11 protein-coding genes are annotated in these 14,645 nt (G+C 70.9%); 3 read left to right on the top strand and 8 right to left on the bottom strand.

The window, feature by feature from the left end; translation table 11 throughout:
- Positions 1-11: 11 nt before the first annotated feature.
- The gene (locus tag VHB92_RS07400; protein ID WP_325452944.1) at positions 12-3,719 is read right to left on the bottom strand and encodes an AAA family ATPase; all 3,708 of its coding nucleotides are present in this window, start codon (positions 3,717-3,719) and stop codon (positions 12-14) included.
- Positions 3,720-3,987: 268 nt separating this feature from the next.
- Here VHB92_RS07400 and VHB92_RS07395 point away from each other — a divergent pair, with 268 nt between their 5' ends.
- On the top strand, positions 3,988-4,239 hold the full coding sequence (locus VHB92_RS07395) for a hypothetical protein (protein ID WP_325452943.1): 252 nt from the start codon (positions 3,988-3,990) through the stop codon (positions 4,237-4,239).
- Positions 4,240-4,280: 41 nt separating this feature from the next.
- On the opposite strand, the gene hutI is transcribed toward VHB92_RS07395, so the two are convergent.
- The 3 genes from hutI to hutH all read right to left on the bottom strand — a co-directional run bounded on the left by hutI (position 4,281) and on the right by hutH (position 9,035).
- Positions 4,281-5,477: an imidazolonepropionase gene (gene hutI, locus VHB92_RS07390; RefSeq protein WP_325453034.1), complete on the bottom strand. Its 1,197-nt coding sequence runs from the start codon at positions 5,475-5,477 to the stop codon at positions 4,281-4,283.
- 55 nt (positions 5,478-5,532) lie between these two features.
- Entirely contained in the window at positions 5,533-7,218 is a 1,686-nt protein-coding gene (locus VHB92_RS07385; RefSeq protein WP_325452942.1) for a urocanate hydratase, read from the bottom strand.
- A gap of 212 nt (positions 7,219-7,430) precedes the next feature.
- Complete coding sequence (gene hutH / locus VHB92_RS07380; RefSeq protein WP_325452941.1) at positions 7,431-9,035, bottom strand: histidine ammonia-lyase; 1,605 nt, start codon at positions 9,033-9,035, stop codon at positions 7,431-7,433.
- Between the two features lie 101 nt (positions 9,036-9,136).
- Here hutH and VHB92_RS07375 point away from each other — a divergent pair, with 101 nt between their 5' ends.
- A complete protein-coding gene (locus VHB92_RS07375) occupies positions 9,137-9,907 on the top strand; it encodes an IclR family transcriptional regulator (RefSeq protein WP_325452940.1) in 771 nt (256 codons plus the stop codon).
- A gap of 54 nt (positions 9,908-9,961) precedes the next feature.
- Here VHB92_RS07375 and VHB92_RS07370 read toward each other — a convergent pair whose 3' ends face one another.
- From VHB92_RS07370 to VHB92_RS07355, 4 genes are all read right to left on the bottom strand, one after another.
- Positions 9,962-10,876, bottom strand: coding sequence for an arginase family protein (locus VHB92_RS07370; protein ID WP_325452938.1), 915 nt, complete (start codon positions 10,874-10,876; stop codon positions 9,962-9,964).
- 257 nt (positions 10,877-11,133) lie between these two features.
- On the bottom strand, positions 11,134-12,249 hold the full coding sequence (locus VHB92_RS07365) for a Xaa-Pro peptidase family protein (protein WP_325452936.1): 1,116 nt from the start codon (positions 12,247-12,249) through the stop codon (positions 11,134-11,136).
- Between the two features lie 20 nt (positions 12,250-12,269).
- Positions 12,270-13,127 carry a DMT family transporter gene (locus tag VHB92_RS07360; RefSeq protein ID WP_325452934.1) on the bottom strand — a complete coding sequence of 286 codons (858 nt, stop codon included), beginning with the start codon at positions 13,125-13,127 and terminating at the stop codon, positions 12,270-12,272.
- A 51-nt stretch (positions 13,128-13,178) separates the two neighbouring features.
- On the bottom strand, positions 13,179-13,622 hold the full coding sequence (locus VHB92_RS07355) for a MarR family winged helix-turn-helix transcriptional regulator (RefSeq protein WP_325452932.1): 444 nt from the start codon (positions 13,620-13,622) through the stop codon (positions 13,179-13,181).
- Positions 13,623-13,767: 145 nt separating this feature from the next.
- Between VHB92_RS07355 and VHB92_RS07350 the strand changes: the two genes are divergently transcribed.
- Complete coding sequence (locus VHB92_RS07350; RefSeq protein ID WP_325452930.1) at positions 13,768-14,634, top strand: NAD(P)H-binding protein; 867 nt, start codon at positions 13,768-13,770, stop codon at positions 14,632-14,634.
- Positions 14,635-14,645: the final 11 nt, after the last annotated feature.

Genomic DNA, 14,645 nt, shown 5'->3' with positions numbered 1-14,645 from the left:
GCATCGCGCTACTACGACGCGTCGGGCTCGATGGCGCCCAGCAGCTTGCCGATGCGCTCGGCGACGGCCTCCGGGTCGGCGAACAGCTCGAAGCTGTGCACCCGCACGTAGTGCCAGCCCAGCCTGCGGAGCACCTCTGGCCTCAGCCGCAGCGACTCACGCAGGCTGGCTCGGCCGAGCACGCGGTCGGTCTCGACCACGACGGCCTTTCCGCGGTACGACGCGGCCAGCGGCAACGCTCCGCGATGTCCGAGCTGCACGTTCATGCCGAGCTTCTCGAGCCGGTAGGCCAGATCGATCAGCAACGGCTCGGAGTCGTCGGGCACGTCGTCGCTCGACGCCTCGATCTCGGCCGCCTCCTCGAGCACCTGGGCGAGCGCGACGATGCCGTGCCGCATGCGCGAGGAGTCGATGTCTTCCGGTCGGAAGCACGAGACGATGTCCATGGCGCGGCGGGCTCTGGTCAGGCCGACCGCGAGCATCCGCTCCCCTCCGGGCTCGCCGAGCGCGCCGAACGACGACAGCAGCCGTCCGTGCGGGGTTCGGCCGTAGCCGATCGAGAAGATGACGCGGTCTCGGCTCTGCGCGACCGCCTCCTCGAGCGTGACGACCGTGAACGGCTCCGGCCGGTCGCCGAGGATGAAGTCCGCCAGCTCCTGCCGCTTCGTGGATGCCGTGAGCACGGCATGCTGCACCCGCACCGCGTGCTTCGGGCTCGCCGTGACGACCATGAGCGACTCACGAGGCCGGTTCACGGCGTGGTCGAGCACGAGCTCGACGACGCGGTTCACCTCGGCATCAACGCTCTCGACCGTGCCCGTGTCGCCGTCGGGCATGCCGTGGCCGCCCCGAACGTAGCTCAGCGTCAGGCTGGCGTGCCCGAGATAGCTTCCCGCCCAGGGCAGCGACTCGATCTGACCGCCGTAGAAGCGCCGGTTGACGAGCTCGGCGAGGTCGTCGCCCACGGAGCGGTAGCTCCGGGTGAGCGTGTAGACGGGCAGCAGGTCGGCGAGGCGGGCGAGTGCAGACGAGGCGTGCCAGGCATCCACGTCGTGGTGGTCGTCTGCGGAGCCGGGCTGAGACGCATCCGTCACGGCGATGTGGAACGGTGACGGAGTCTGGGTCACGGGGTCGCCGAACGCGACGACCTGCCGGCCGCGCCGGAGCGCACCGATGTTCTCGGCCAGGGTGCAGGCGCCGGCATCCACCAGCACGACGGTGTCGAACGCCATCGACGGCGGCAGGGATGCCACGTCGTACGGCGAGGCGAGCCACACCGGTGCCAGCACGCGACCGAGCTGCGGCGCGCGCTCGGCCAGCGTGGCCGGCGTGACCGAGCCGTTCTTCAGCATGCGGCGCAAGGCGTCGGCCTGCTCGGGATTGTCGGCGAGCGCGATCTTCCACTGCACGGCGAGCTGAGCGGCGAGCAGCTGGCCCGTTGCCGACGCGTGCGCCTGATCGACGAGCCGGAAGTCCGCCTCGAGGCGGTCGAGCACCCTGGTGTTCGCGCCCAGCAGCGCCTTGTCGTCGGAGAGCAGGGTCTCGAGCACCGACTGCCACCACGCCAGCTCGAGCTCGGCGGCAACGTTCTCGCTCGTCACGTGCCTGGCCGACAGGTCGGACAGCAGCGGGTCGAGCCGCAGCTCACGCAGTCTGGACAGCAGAGCCGTGCGCTCCTGCAGGTTGACCAGCACCTCGGATTCCACGGCGAGACCGCCCAGCATCTGGGTGAGCTCGTTGAGCGGCATCATCGTGAGGGAGTCCTGCGTGCGGGCCCTGCCGAGCGGCACGTCGAGGCTCATCAGGTCTTCGGCGACCTTCTGGTACGCGACCTGCACATCGGCGACGCCCACCGGAACACGCGGCGGTGCCCCGGCATCCGCGAACCGGTTCCACAGCTTGCGCTGCGACTGGATGCGCCGCAGCGCCTCGTTGAGGTCGGCGACGTGTCCGCCCGGCCGCACGTACTCGAGCGCGTGCTTGCGCAGCCGCCGCCTGGTCGCGCCCGACATCGAGGGCGTGTCGCGACGGTTGGACGTCGCGGTGATGAGCTCGTCGAGCGGCCGGTCGAAGACCGACGGGAGGAAGCGGTCGAGGGTCTCGCGCAGGTCGGCGAGCAGACGCAGGTAGATGCCGAGCTCGGCGATGTTCTCGAACGGACGCAGCCTGGTGCCCTCGATGAGCGTGGTCGAGCGGTCGATGAGGCGAGGCACCTCGATGCTGCTCAGGCGCTTCGCCAGCGCGTGCGCTGCCGTCGCCTCGGCCGTCGAGTGGAAGTCCGCGCCGTACCACGGCGAGTCGTTGGGCCCGTAGCGGAACTCGCCGAGGGATGCCGCCTTGCGCAGGATCGACGCTGCCTCAGTGCGGTCCTTCGCGAGACGTTCGATGGATGCCCGGTCGAGCCTGGCCTTCGTGCGCGGCGGAGACGGGAGCAGGGCGAGCCTCGCGAGCTCGCCGAGCGCGTCGAGCACGCTCACCCCGAACGACGGATCCGGCGACGTGAGCGCGCCCCGGTAGTCCAGCAGCACTCGCCGCAGGCGCACGAGGGCGTCGTCCACCTCGTCGACGTTCGGCTTGACGGTCTTCTCGTTGCGCGTGATCGACCGGATCAGATCGCGCCGCACGGAACGCGTGGCGGCCGCGACGCCGCTGAGGCCGACCTGATCGAGGCGGTGCGCGATGGCATCCAGGCTGGAGCGGCGCGGACCGACCACGAGCACGCGGCGGTTGCGGGAGACGAGCGCGCCGATCGCATTCACGATGGTCTGCGTCGCACCCGTGCCCGGCAGGGTCTTCACGACGATGGAGTTGCCGCTGGCCACCTGGGCGACGACGCTCTCCTGCTCGGGGTCGGCATCCAGCAGGAGCGTGTCGATCGACGGCGGGCGGTTGTCCTGCGGCACCACCTCGGCCGGGGAGAACGAGCTCTCGACCCTGTCCTTCGCCGCCGGATTACCCGATAGTGCCAGCAGCACGTCGTGCTCGAAGTCGCCGAGGTCTTCCGTCATGCTGTGCGCGACGTCGGCGAAGGAGGACACCACGAGCCGCGGCTGAACGGTGAACGACGCGACGTGACTGGTCAGGGAGCGCAGGCGGTCGATGACGGGCTGCGGCTTGAACACGCCGTTCGTCTCGGCGAGCGCCACGAACGCGTCGGCGTCGAGCTCGATGCTGAACTGCTCGCGCAGCGCGCGCTTCAGCTGCGGATTGAGGAACGTCTTGCCGCGCAGCTTGAGCTCGAAGTCGCGGCCGTAGCGTCGTATCGCCACCGGCCGCAGCAGCACGGGGGCGTTGTACTCCTCCATGCCGTCGTGCCAGCGGGCGAGGCCGATGCCGAGGTGCACGGCGTCGATGCCGCGCACGGCGCGCAGCTCGATGCCCTTGGCCGTGATGGCACCGGCCGCGGCCTTCGCCGTGCGCAGCGCTATGTCGTCGCGGATGAGGCTCGACAGCAGCGTGCGGTCCCCGGTGATGAACTGCGGGAGGCCGCCGGGATGCGTGGAGCTCAGCTCGATGCGCGTGCGCGGGGTGTCGAGGAAGTGCAGGAGTGGCGAGACGCCGCCGACGGCGGCCACCTCGTCGCGCCAGCGCGTCCACACCGGCTCGGAGATGTTGCCAGGCGTGAGGTTCGGATCGCCCAGCGTCACGGTGTACGGACCCGTTGCCGTGCGAGGGTCGAGAGCGTCGCCTTCCAACGCCTCGAGCGACGTATAGTCCACGTCGCGACGCTTCTCCGGTCTCCGCACACGGAAACCCTATGCGGAGCGCCGCCGGATGCCTGTCAGGCAAGGCCGTTTCGGCGGCATCCGAAACGCATCAGCGTAGCGCTGACGACCGACGCCGACGACGGACAGGTCACGACCGACAAGGTGCGGTGCCGTCTCCGTCAAGGGCCTGTCCGATGAATCCGTCGCGACGTAGGCTCCTGGCATCCGGCGGCGCGCTCCGGCGCCGCGACTTTCATCAACGGTGCGATGAGGAGAAGCCATGAGCAAGCGCAAAGAGATCCAGCTCGCGAGCAACAACCCGATCAAGATGCTGAACGGATGGGGCATCAGAAGCGAGCACGCCTATCTGGCCGCCGTCGTCTCGCTCGGCCTGGTCTTTCTGAGCTGGATCGTGTCGCGCATGAAGAAGGACGATCGCTCGCAGTCCGACCGCTGGGGCATCTTCATCGGCGAATGGGTCGCAGCGCTGCTCGCCCTGGGCGTCGCCCTCCGGCACGAAGAGGACGACTGAGCCCGTCGCCGACCCCGGTTCCGTTCCGACTGGGACGGGTGTCAGTCCAGGCGCAGTTCGACGCCCTGCTTCCATACCCTGCGCACGAGCGGCACGCCGGGCCGGTAGGCCAGGTAGACGTGGCTCGGGGCGTCCAGCAGCACGAGGTCGGCGCTCGCGCCCGGTGACAGGCGTCCGACGTCGTCACGGCGCAGCGCACGAGCGCCGCCCGCCGTCGCGGCCCACAGCGCCTCGTCCGGCGTCATGCCCAGCTCACGGACCGCGAGAGCGATCACGAACGGCATCGACGAGGTGAAGCACGACCCCGGGTTGCAGTCGCTGGCCAGCGCGAGCGTGACGCCTGCGGCGAGCAGGGCGCGGGCATCCGGGTAGGGATGCTTCGTCGAGAACTCGACGCCCGGCAGCAGCGTGCACACCGTGTCGGATCCGGCGAGCGCCGAGACGTCGGCGTCGGAGAGGTAGGTGCCGTGGTCGACGCTCGCTGCGCCCAGCTCGACGGCGAGCAGCACACCGTCGCCCATTCGGAGCTGACCGGCGTGGATGCGCGCGCCGAGCCCTCGAGCCTGCCCGGCGGCCAGGATGCGCCTCGCCTCGTCGACCGTGAACGCGCCGTCCTCGCAGAACACGTCCATCCAGCGCGAGTGCGGCGAGCAGGCGTCCAGCATGGGACCGACGACGAGGTCGACGTAGGCGTCGCGATTGTCGGCGTACTCCGGCGGAACGACGTGGGCGCCGAGGAACGTCACCTCGTCGGTCACCTCGCGGGCGAGCCGCGCCAGCCGTTCCTCGTTCTCGACGTCGAGCCCGTATCCGGTCTTCACCTCGAACGTGGTCGTACCCTGCGACGCGAGCTCGCGTTCGAATCGCAGCAGGGTGCTCCTCAGCTGCTCATCGGACGCCGCCCGGGTCGCGGCCATGGTGCTCCGGATGCCGCCCGCCGCGTACCGCTCCCCCGCCATCCGGGCGACGAACTCGGCCGACCGGTCGCCGGCGAATGCGAGATGGGTGTGGCTGTCGACGAAACCGGGGATGACCGCGCGACCGCCGGCATCCACGCGCTCCACGTCGCCCTGCAGCAGGCGCGCGACCTGCGGTGCGGCATCCGCCTGCGGTCCCGCCCAGACGATCTCTCCGTCGCGTGCGATGAGAGCCGCCTCGGGCACGGCGCCCAGCGGATCGCCGTTCCGTGCGCCCCTCGTGTGCGGATCGTTCGTCACGAGCAGCCCGATGCCGTGCATGAACAGGGTGCTCGCGGCGTCACCACGTGCTGGCCCGACCGACACCGAGTACTTCTCACTCCTCAAGCATGGGGACGCGGAGTCCTCGTTCGCGCGCAACCTCCGCGGCGCGTTCGTAACCGGCATCCACGTGGCGCATGACACCCGTTCCCGGATCGTTCGTCAGCACGCGCTCGATCTTCTGCGCCGCGAGCTCCGTGCCGTCGGCGACCGTGACCTGTCCGGCATGGATCGACCGGCCGATGCCCACGCCGCCTCCGTGATGGATCGACACCCAGGTCGCGCCGGATGCCGTGTTGAGCATGGCGTTCAGCAGCGGCCAGTCCGCAATGGCATCCGAGCCGTCCTTCATGCTCTCCGTCTCCCGGTAAGGGGACGCGACGGAACCGGAGTCGAGGTGGTCGCGGCCGATCACGATCGGCGCCGAGATCTCGCCGGAGGCCACGAGCTCGTTGAACCTCAGGCCCGCGAGGTGCCGTTCCTTGTAACCCAGCCAGCAGATGCGGGCGGGCAGGCCCTCGAAGTGCACCTTCTCGGAGGCCTTCGTGATCCACCTGCGCAGCTTCTCGTCGTTCGGGAACAGCTCGAGGATGGCGCGGTCCGTCACCTCGATGTCGTGCGGGTCGCCGGAGAGCGCCACCCAGCGGAACGGCCCCTTGCCCTCCTCGAACAGCGGGCGGATGTGCGCGGGAACGAATCCGGGGAACGCGAACGCCCTGTCGTAGCCGCCGAGCTCCGCCTCCGCGCGGATCGAGTTGCCGTAGTCGAAGACCTCGGCACCGGCATCCAGGAACCCGACCATCGCCTCGACCTGCGTCGCCATGGATGCCCTCGACTTCGCCGTGAACCCCTCGGGGTCGGCCTGCGCCGCCGCGTGCCACTCCTCGACGCTCACGCCCTCCGGCAGGTAGGTGAGCGGGTCGTGAGCGCTCGTCTGGTCCGTCACGATGTCGATGGGTGCCCCGCGGCGCAGCAGTTCGGGGAACACGGTCGCCGCGTTGCCCACCAGGCCGACAGAGAGCGGGCGCCGCTCGTTCTTGGCGGCCGTGACGCGTGCGAGCGCGTCGTCGAGGTCGTCGGTCAGCTCGTCGAGGTACCCGTGGTCGACCCGGCGCTGCAGCCGCGCGCGGTCGACATCGACGATGAGCACGGCGCCCTCGTTCATGGTGACCGCCAGCGGCTGGGCTCCGCCCATCCCTCCGCATCCGGCCGTGAGCGTGAGCGTGCCGGCGAGGCTTCCGCCGCTGTGGTTGTCTCCCCCGCCCTTGCGGGCGGCCATCTTCTCGGCGACGGCGGCGAACGTCTCGTACGTGCCTTGCAGGATGCCCTGGCTTCCGATGTAGATCCAGCTGCCCGCCGTCATCTGGCCGTACATCGTCAGTCCTACCGACTCGAGCCTGCGGAACTCGGGCCACGTCGCCCAGTCGGGCACGAGGTTCGAGTTGGCGATCAGCACGCGGGGCGCCCACTCGTGCGTGCGGAACACGCCTACCGGCTTGCCGGACTGCACGAGCAGCGTCTCGTCGGCATCCAGCGTCTCGAGCGTGCGCACGATGGCGTCGAACGCCTCCCAGCTCCTGGCCGCCCTGCCCGTGCCGCCGTACACGACGAGGTCCTCCGGCCGCTCGGCCACCTCGGGGTCGAGGTTGTTCATGATCATGCGAAGCGGCGCCTCGGTCTGCCACGACCTGGCGCGCAGCTCCGTGCCCCGCGGAGCGTGGATGGGGTGTCGGTCGTTCATAGGTGTCACTCCTTGCTGTGCGGGTTCCGGTCGGCGTCACCGGCAATCGAATACAGGCGGTTCTCGTGATAACAGGCCGGATCCGCCTGTTCTCCCGCGGAGAGCGCGATCCTGCCTGTTTTCGCGAGGTGGCTTCCGATTGTCGTTCTGGCTTTGGTTTCTGTCTCTGGTGGCTTCGGGTGTGGCGGCTTCTGGTGTGGTGGTTGAGCTGGTCAGCGGAGGGGGCCGGTGACGGACTCGACGGCGGAGAGCACGTTGCCGCTCGCCACGAGCGCGACGGTGGCCTCGATCTCGGCGGAGAGCATCCGGTCGGGGCCGGGGCCCGCAACCCGCGTGCGGAGCACGTCGCGCGCAGCGGATGTCGCGGGTCCGGGATGCAGCGGGGCGCGCAGGTCGAGCGATCGCGCCGCCGTGAGCAGCTCGATCGCGAGCACGCGCGTCAGCCCGTCGATCGCCCTGCGCAGCTTGCGAGCGGCGGCCCATCCCATCGAGACGTGGTCCTCCTGCATGGCGCTGGAGGGTATCGAGTCGACGGATGCCGGCACCGCCAGCCGCTTCAGCTCGCTGACGATACCGGCCGCCGTGTACTGCGCGATCATGAGGCCCGAGTCGACGCCGGCGCGGTCGGCGAGGAACGCCGGCAGTCCCTTGCTGCGGGCCACGTCGAGGTGCCGGTCGATGCGACGCTCGGCGATGCTCGCGGCATCCGCAACGGCAATGGCGAGAAAGTCGAGCACGTAGGCGACGGGCGCCCCGTGGAAGTTGCCGTTCGAGACGACACGGCCGTCGAGCGTGACCACCGGGTTGTCCACGGCCGAGGCGAGCTCTCGCTCGGCGATCAGCCGCGCGTGCGCCACGGTGTCGCGGCCGGCTCCGGCCACCTGGGGGCCGCACCGCAGCGAGTAGGCGTCTTGCACAGTCGGGTCCTCGGGCCCCGCGTGACTCTTCACAATGGGCGAGCCGGCGAGCAGCGCGCGCAGGTTGGCTGCGGAGTCCGCCTGGCCCGTCTGCGGGCGGAGCGCCTGCAGCTCGGCGGCGAAGACCGCATCCGTCCCGAGCAGTGCCTCGACGCTCATCGCCGCCGTGACGTCTGCGATCTTGTAGAGCGCGTCGAGGTCGGTGAGGGCGAGAGCGAGCATGCCCAGCATGCCGTCGGTGCCGTTGATGAGCGCGAGGCCCTCCTTCTCGGCGAGCACGATGGGACGGATCCCGGCCTCGGCCAGCGCCGACGAGGCCGGAACCACCTCACCGCCCCGGTTGCGCACCTCGCCCTCACCGAGCAGCGCGAGCGCGCAGTGCGCGAGCGGCGCCAGGTCGCCGGAGCAGCCGAGCGACCCGTACTCGCGCACGATCGGGGTGATACCGGCGTTCAGCGCGGCCGCGTAGGCCTCGACGGGGGAGACCCGCACGCCCGTGCGTCCGGTCATGAGCGTGCTGAGGCGCAGCAGCATGAGCGCGCGGACGACCTCACGCTCGACCTCAGGGCCGGAGCCGGCGGCGTGCGAACGGATGAGGCTCAACTGCAGCTGCTCGCGGTCCGCACGTTCGATGTAGGTGGTCGCGAGGGCACCGAAGCCGGTGGAGATCCCGTAGTGCGGCTCGGGGTCGTCGGCGAGCGCGTCGATGACGCGACGGGTGTTCGCGACGCCGGCGACGGCATCCGGATCGAGCGTTACTCGCGCATCGTGCCGCGCGACGGCGACCACGTCGGCGATGGACAGCGGGCCGACGCCCACGACGACCTCGTCCGATGCTCGCGCAGTCTCAGCCGCGCCTGCGCGCCGGGCATCGGCATGCGTGCTGGTGGTCGTTCTCATGTCTCCATTGCACGCCAGGCCGGCCGGACGGCGCTCGATGAAGGTTCGTTTCACGTCCGGTATACCGGACAGGGCGCCCATTTGCGGCGTACGATGGCGCCATGCCCGGCAAGGCTCCCGCGGCGGATGCGACGTTGCGCATCCTGCGGCTGATGAGCGAACAACGCGGTCCCGTGGCCGCTGCCACCATCGCCCGATCGCTGGAGCTGCCGCGCTCGACGGTCTACCAGCTGCTGGCCACACTCACCGAGCACGGATTCGTCATCCCGCTGCCGGAGCTCGCCAAGTACGGGCTCGGCGTCGCCGCCTTCGAGCTCTCCAGCGGATTCAACCGGCAGCAGCCGCTGACCCGTGTCGGCGCTCCCGTGCTGGCGCGTCTCGTCGACGACCTCGGACTCAGCGGCCACCTCACGGTTCTGCTCGGACGCGACGTCGTCTACCTCGCCGAGGAGCGGGCGCCGCACGGGCCCTACCTCGTGACGGATGTCGGCGTGCGGCTTCCCGCGCACCTCACCGCCTCCGGGCTGGCGATGCTGGCCGACCTGCCGGCAGTCCAGGTGCGGGCGCTCTACCCGGATCGCGGCCTGTTCACCACGCGCACCGGCAACGGCGTCAGCAGCTACCGGGAGCTGAGCGCCGAGTTGCACCTCACACGGGAGCGCGGGTATGCGATGGAGGACTCGTCGGTGACCGAGGGCCTGCGGTCCGTGGCCGTCGCCGTCCCCGACCACGTCGGCTGGCCGGCGGCATCGGTGGCGGTCACGTTCCCCGTGGACCGCGACATCGACCTGGATGCCACGGTCGCCAGGATCACGCGCTCGGCCGCCGAGCTCGGTCGCCGCATCGGAGGCGGGGCGATCGTGCGCAGCTGAGTACGGACGGCCACCACCGTCGGTTGCCGACGGCCATGACGGGGACGCTCCAGGTCACCTCTCCGCGAAGCCGGCGATGGCCTCCAGCACGACGAGAGCGGCCAGGCGCACGGTGCGTCCGTCCGCCGCGTCGCGCGTGGCATCCACCTCGGCGATGTCGAGGGACGTCACCCGGGGGTCGCGCGCGAGGAGGCGCACCGTGCGGCGCAACTGGTACGCGGAGAGACCCCCGGGAACGGATGCCGGGCAGGCGGGCGCCACCGCCCGGTCGCAGGCATCCACGTCGACGTCGACATGGATCGGGCCGCCGGACGCGCCAGCGGTCTCGAGCGCGAGCGAGGCGATGTCGTCGAGCCGTCGTTCCTCGAACTCGTCGCGGCGCACGACGAGGATGCCCGCCTCACGCGCCCTGGCGTCGTAGAACTCCGAGTTGGCGAAGTCGGCGATGCCGAGCTGCACGGCGCGCCTGCCGTCCAGACCTGCCTCAAGCAGACGACGGACGGGAGACCCGTTGGAGACCCCGTCGCGCAGGTCGTGGTGGGCGTCGATGGTGATGAGACCGGCGTCGGCGACCCGGCTCTCACCGCCGCCCGCGCCCCATGCGCCGAGCGCCACGCTGTAGGTGAGCGCGTTGTCGCCGCCGAGCGCGATGACCAGGGAGCTGCGGCCGGCCGCGCGGCGAACGGTCTCGATGGCATCCGTCTCGCCGTCGCCGTCCGGTTCCGTGACGACGCCGAAGTCCGCGACCGCCGGCCAGGACACGCCGGCGGCGAACGTCCCGTATCGCTGGATCGCCTCGCGGATGGCGGCGGGCGTGGCGTGCGCGCCGGTCGGCGACAGCGACGTGCGCCAGGTCGGAACACCGACGATGCCCACATCGACCCGCGCGGATGCCTGCAGCGAGTCGGCGGACGGCCACCGTCCGGCTCGGGGCCAACGGGCATCCTCGAACAGGGTCGTCTCGCTCATGCACGCCACGTTAGCGGCAGCCGCTGCCCCCGGGCGTCCCGCAGCGAGCGAGGCGACGCCGGCCCGACGACGCGAAGATCGGGGATCCGCGACGACACGCCGTACGACGGCGCAGGTGGCCGGCGCGCCGTCGCGGATCTCCGATTTTCGGCACGGGCAGGGCACGGTTTCGGCACGCACCCGCACTCCGCGTACGCACCCGCGTGCGGACTCCGCGTGCGCAGAGCCCGGAGATTGCGTTCAGGGAGTGAGTGAGCTCAAAGTTCGGTCAGCGCGTGCGGTCGCACGTTGAGCGGCTCGACGCCGTCGTCGGTCACCACCACGATGTCCTCGATGCGCGCGCCCCACTCGCCGGGGAAGTAGATGCCCGGTTCGATGCTGAACGTCATGCCCGGCTCGAGCTCGAGAGCGTTCCCCGCGACGATGTACGGCTCTTCGTGCACGGACAGGCCGATGCCGTGCCCCGTGCGGTGGATGAAGCGATCGGCTAGCCCGGCATCCTGCAGCACGCGGCGGGCAGCGGCATCCACGCTCTCGGCCGTCACACCGGGCCGGACGGCGTCGACAGCCGCCTGCTGAGCTCGTTGCAGGGCGGCGAACGCATCCTGGATGCCGTCGGGCACGAGTCCCGTCGCGTAGGTGCGCGTGCTGTCGGAGTTGTAGCCGAGCTCCGTCGGGCCGCCGATGTCGACCACCACCGTCTCGCCGTCGCCGATCACCCGGTCGGAGACCTCGTGATGCGGATCCGCGCCGTTCGGTCCGGATGCGACGATCACGAAGTCCGCTTCGGCATGGCCCTCCTCGACGATCGCCGCCGCGATGTCCGACGCCACCTCGCGCTCCGTGCGCCCCGCTCGCAGCCACTGCGCCATCCGCGCGTGCACGCGATCGATCGCCGCGCCGGCCTGGCGGAGCGCGTCGACCTCCGCGGCATCCTTGAGCATGCGCAGGCGCCGCAGCACCGGGGTGGCGAGCTGCGGTGAGGCGTCGGACACAGTCGCCAGCGGCACCGTGTGCAGTGCGGGAGTCGCCTCGCTCACCGCGAGGCGGCGCACCACGCCCAGCCCGTCGAGCGCCAGCGCGTACGGATCCACGCCGTCGACCCAGTCCCGCACCTCGAGCCCCGCCTCGCCCACAGCGGAGTCGCGCAGCGCGGCCAGCTCCATGCGGGGCACGACAACGTAGGCATCGCCGTCGGCCGGCACGACCAGCGCCGTGAGGCGTTCGAACGTCTCGGCGCGCGATCCGATGAGGTAGCGCAGGTCGGGGCCGGGAGTGACCACGACGACATCGAGACCCGCCTCGGCGGTGAGCTCGGCCGCGCGTCGCAGCCGGGACGTGTAGACGGACGTGGCGAATCGTTGCTCGGCCATGCGACGAGCCTAGGCGGTCGCTACGACACCGCGATGGTCACGACGGATGCCGCCGACAGCACGAGTCCCACGCGCTGCGGCCAGTTCCACCGTTCGCGCAGCACGAGCCGGGCGAGCAGCACCGTGACGGCGGGATACATCGACGTGAGCACCGCGATGACCACGAGCTCGCCGAAGCCCGTGGCCGCCAGGTAGCTGAAGGCTGCGAGACCGCCGAGCACGCCCGCGACGACCGGCAGACGCAGTGCCGACCGCACAGCAACGGGTGTGCGCCGCCTTCCACCGCGCCGCATGGCCACGATCGCGAACGGCACGATGGCCACGCAGGCGACGAACTGGCCGGCGGTGACGGGCCACACGCCCGACGACGTGCCAGCGCGTTCGAGGGCGATGAACAGCAGAGCGAAGGATGCGCCGGCCAGCATCCCGTACACCGCGCCGCTCGACCCGTCCCCTCGCAGCCGGAAACCTCCGCCCGTCCACGACACCAGCGCCACCGCCACGATGGCCGTGGCGACTCCGGCGAACCCGACGGCGGTGAGCCGGTTGCCGATCGCCACACCGACGACGGCGGGAATGACGACGGTCAGCACGCCGGACACCGTGGCCACGACGCTCATCGACCCGACGGCGAAGCCCTGGTACAGCGCGAGCGTTCCCACCGCACTGCCGACTCCGCTGAGCGCCGCCCAGAACAGCGTGCCCACGCTCGGCGCCTCACCGTGCACGAAGAGCAGCACGAGGAGCGCCAGTGCGAACTCCGTGACGATGGTCGCGGCGGTGACGAGCATGACGGGCATGCGGCGGCTGGCGACGCCCGCCACGAAGTCGGATGCCCCGTACGCCAGTGCGGCGATCAGGCCCAGCAGTGCACCCACGCGTTCCCCTTCCGCATGTGCCTACGGTACGCAATCGGCCGGAGCGGGACCTCACCCGTCTGCATCGCGGTCCCGTTCCCGCAGCGCCAGCGCCCTGGCTCGAACGGTGCGGAGCGCGGCGACGAGCCGCTCCTTCTCGCCCGGCCCGAGCTCGGCGGTGAGCGCTTCGTCGAGACGACGGCGCTCCTCCTCGACCGGCCCCTGCAATGCCCTCCCGCTCTCGGTGAGCCAGAGGCGCACGAGGCGGCTGTCGCGTTCGTCGCGCGTGCGCCGGATCAGTCCGGCGGCGCTCAGGCGGTCGGCCATCTTGACGACAGCGGGTGTGCTCACCCCGGCGCCGGCCGCCAGCTCACCCGGCGTCTGACCGTCTCGTGCCCAGAGCGCGGCGAGCAGGTGGTCCTGCCCCAGGTGCAGGCCGTGACGGCGCATCGCCGCATCCGCCAGCGCGCGCACGGCCTTGTTGGTCTCACCGTGCACGTCGAGGAACTCCGGCATGCCGCTCCTTCCCTTGCTGCTCGACCTCTGCCTGACCGCTGCCTGACTGCCTGAACGCCGGCTGGCCGCTGCTTGATTGCTGCTTGACCGCGTTTCGTTAACCGGTTATCGTCCGAATCGTTAACCCGTTACCGATTGGATCACCATGCTACTCATCACCGGTGCGACCGGACACATCGGCATCCCGCTCGTCTACGATCTCGCCGAGCGAGGCGTGCCGACCCGCGTCCTGGCGCGCGACCTCACGAAGACGGCGGCCTTGCCCGCCACCGTCGAACGTCATCGCGGCGACCTGGAGGACGCCGGCAGCCTGGATGCCGCCTTCGACGGCGTCGACCGGCTCTTCCTCCTCACCCAGGGCACCGGCACGTCGATGGCTCGCAACGCGCTTCGCGCTGCGGAACGCTCCGGGGTGAGGCACGTGGTGCTGCTCTCCTCCACGAACGTGTTCGGCGACCCCGTACCCGCCATGGGCCGGTGGCACCACGAGCGCGAGACGCTGGTGAAGGCGTCCGGGCTGGCATGGACCGTCCTTCGGCCGAACGGCTTCATGAGCAACGCCCTCGAGTGGCGGTCGACCCTTGCGCAGGAGGGCGTCGTTCTGGATGCGACGGGGCCCGGCCGCCACGCGGTCATCGACCCTGCCGACATCGCCGCCGTCGCCGCCGCGGTGCTCACCGAACCGGGTCACGTCGGCGCGGAGTACACCCTGACGGGTCCGGAGTCGCTGACCACCGCCGAACAGGTGCTGACCCTCGCCCGCGTTCTGGGGCGGCAGCTCCCCCTCCGCGAGGTCGGGACGCCCGAGGATGCCGTTCGCTCACGCTACCCCGACGGCGCTCCCGCGCCCCTCGCTGAAGCCGTCATTCAGGCCTGGTCGCTCATGCGCGCCGACACGGTCGGCGCCCGCACCCGCACGGTCGAGCTGCTCGCCGGCCGAACGCCGCGCACCTTCGAAGCCTGGTGCCGACGCCACGCGAGCGCGTTCGCGGACGCCTTGGCTGCGGCGTAAGTCCCGCCGTG

Origin of the sequence: Humibacter sp. (genome assembly GCF_035547335.1) — a bacterium.
Classification (GTDB): Bacteria; Actinomycetota; Actinomycetes; order Actinomycetales; family Microbacteriaceae; genus Humibacter.
The sequence above is the reverse complement of the archived record's forward strand: the minus strand, read 5'-3'. Positions and strand labels throughout refer to the sequence as shown.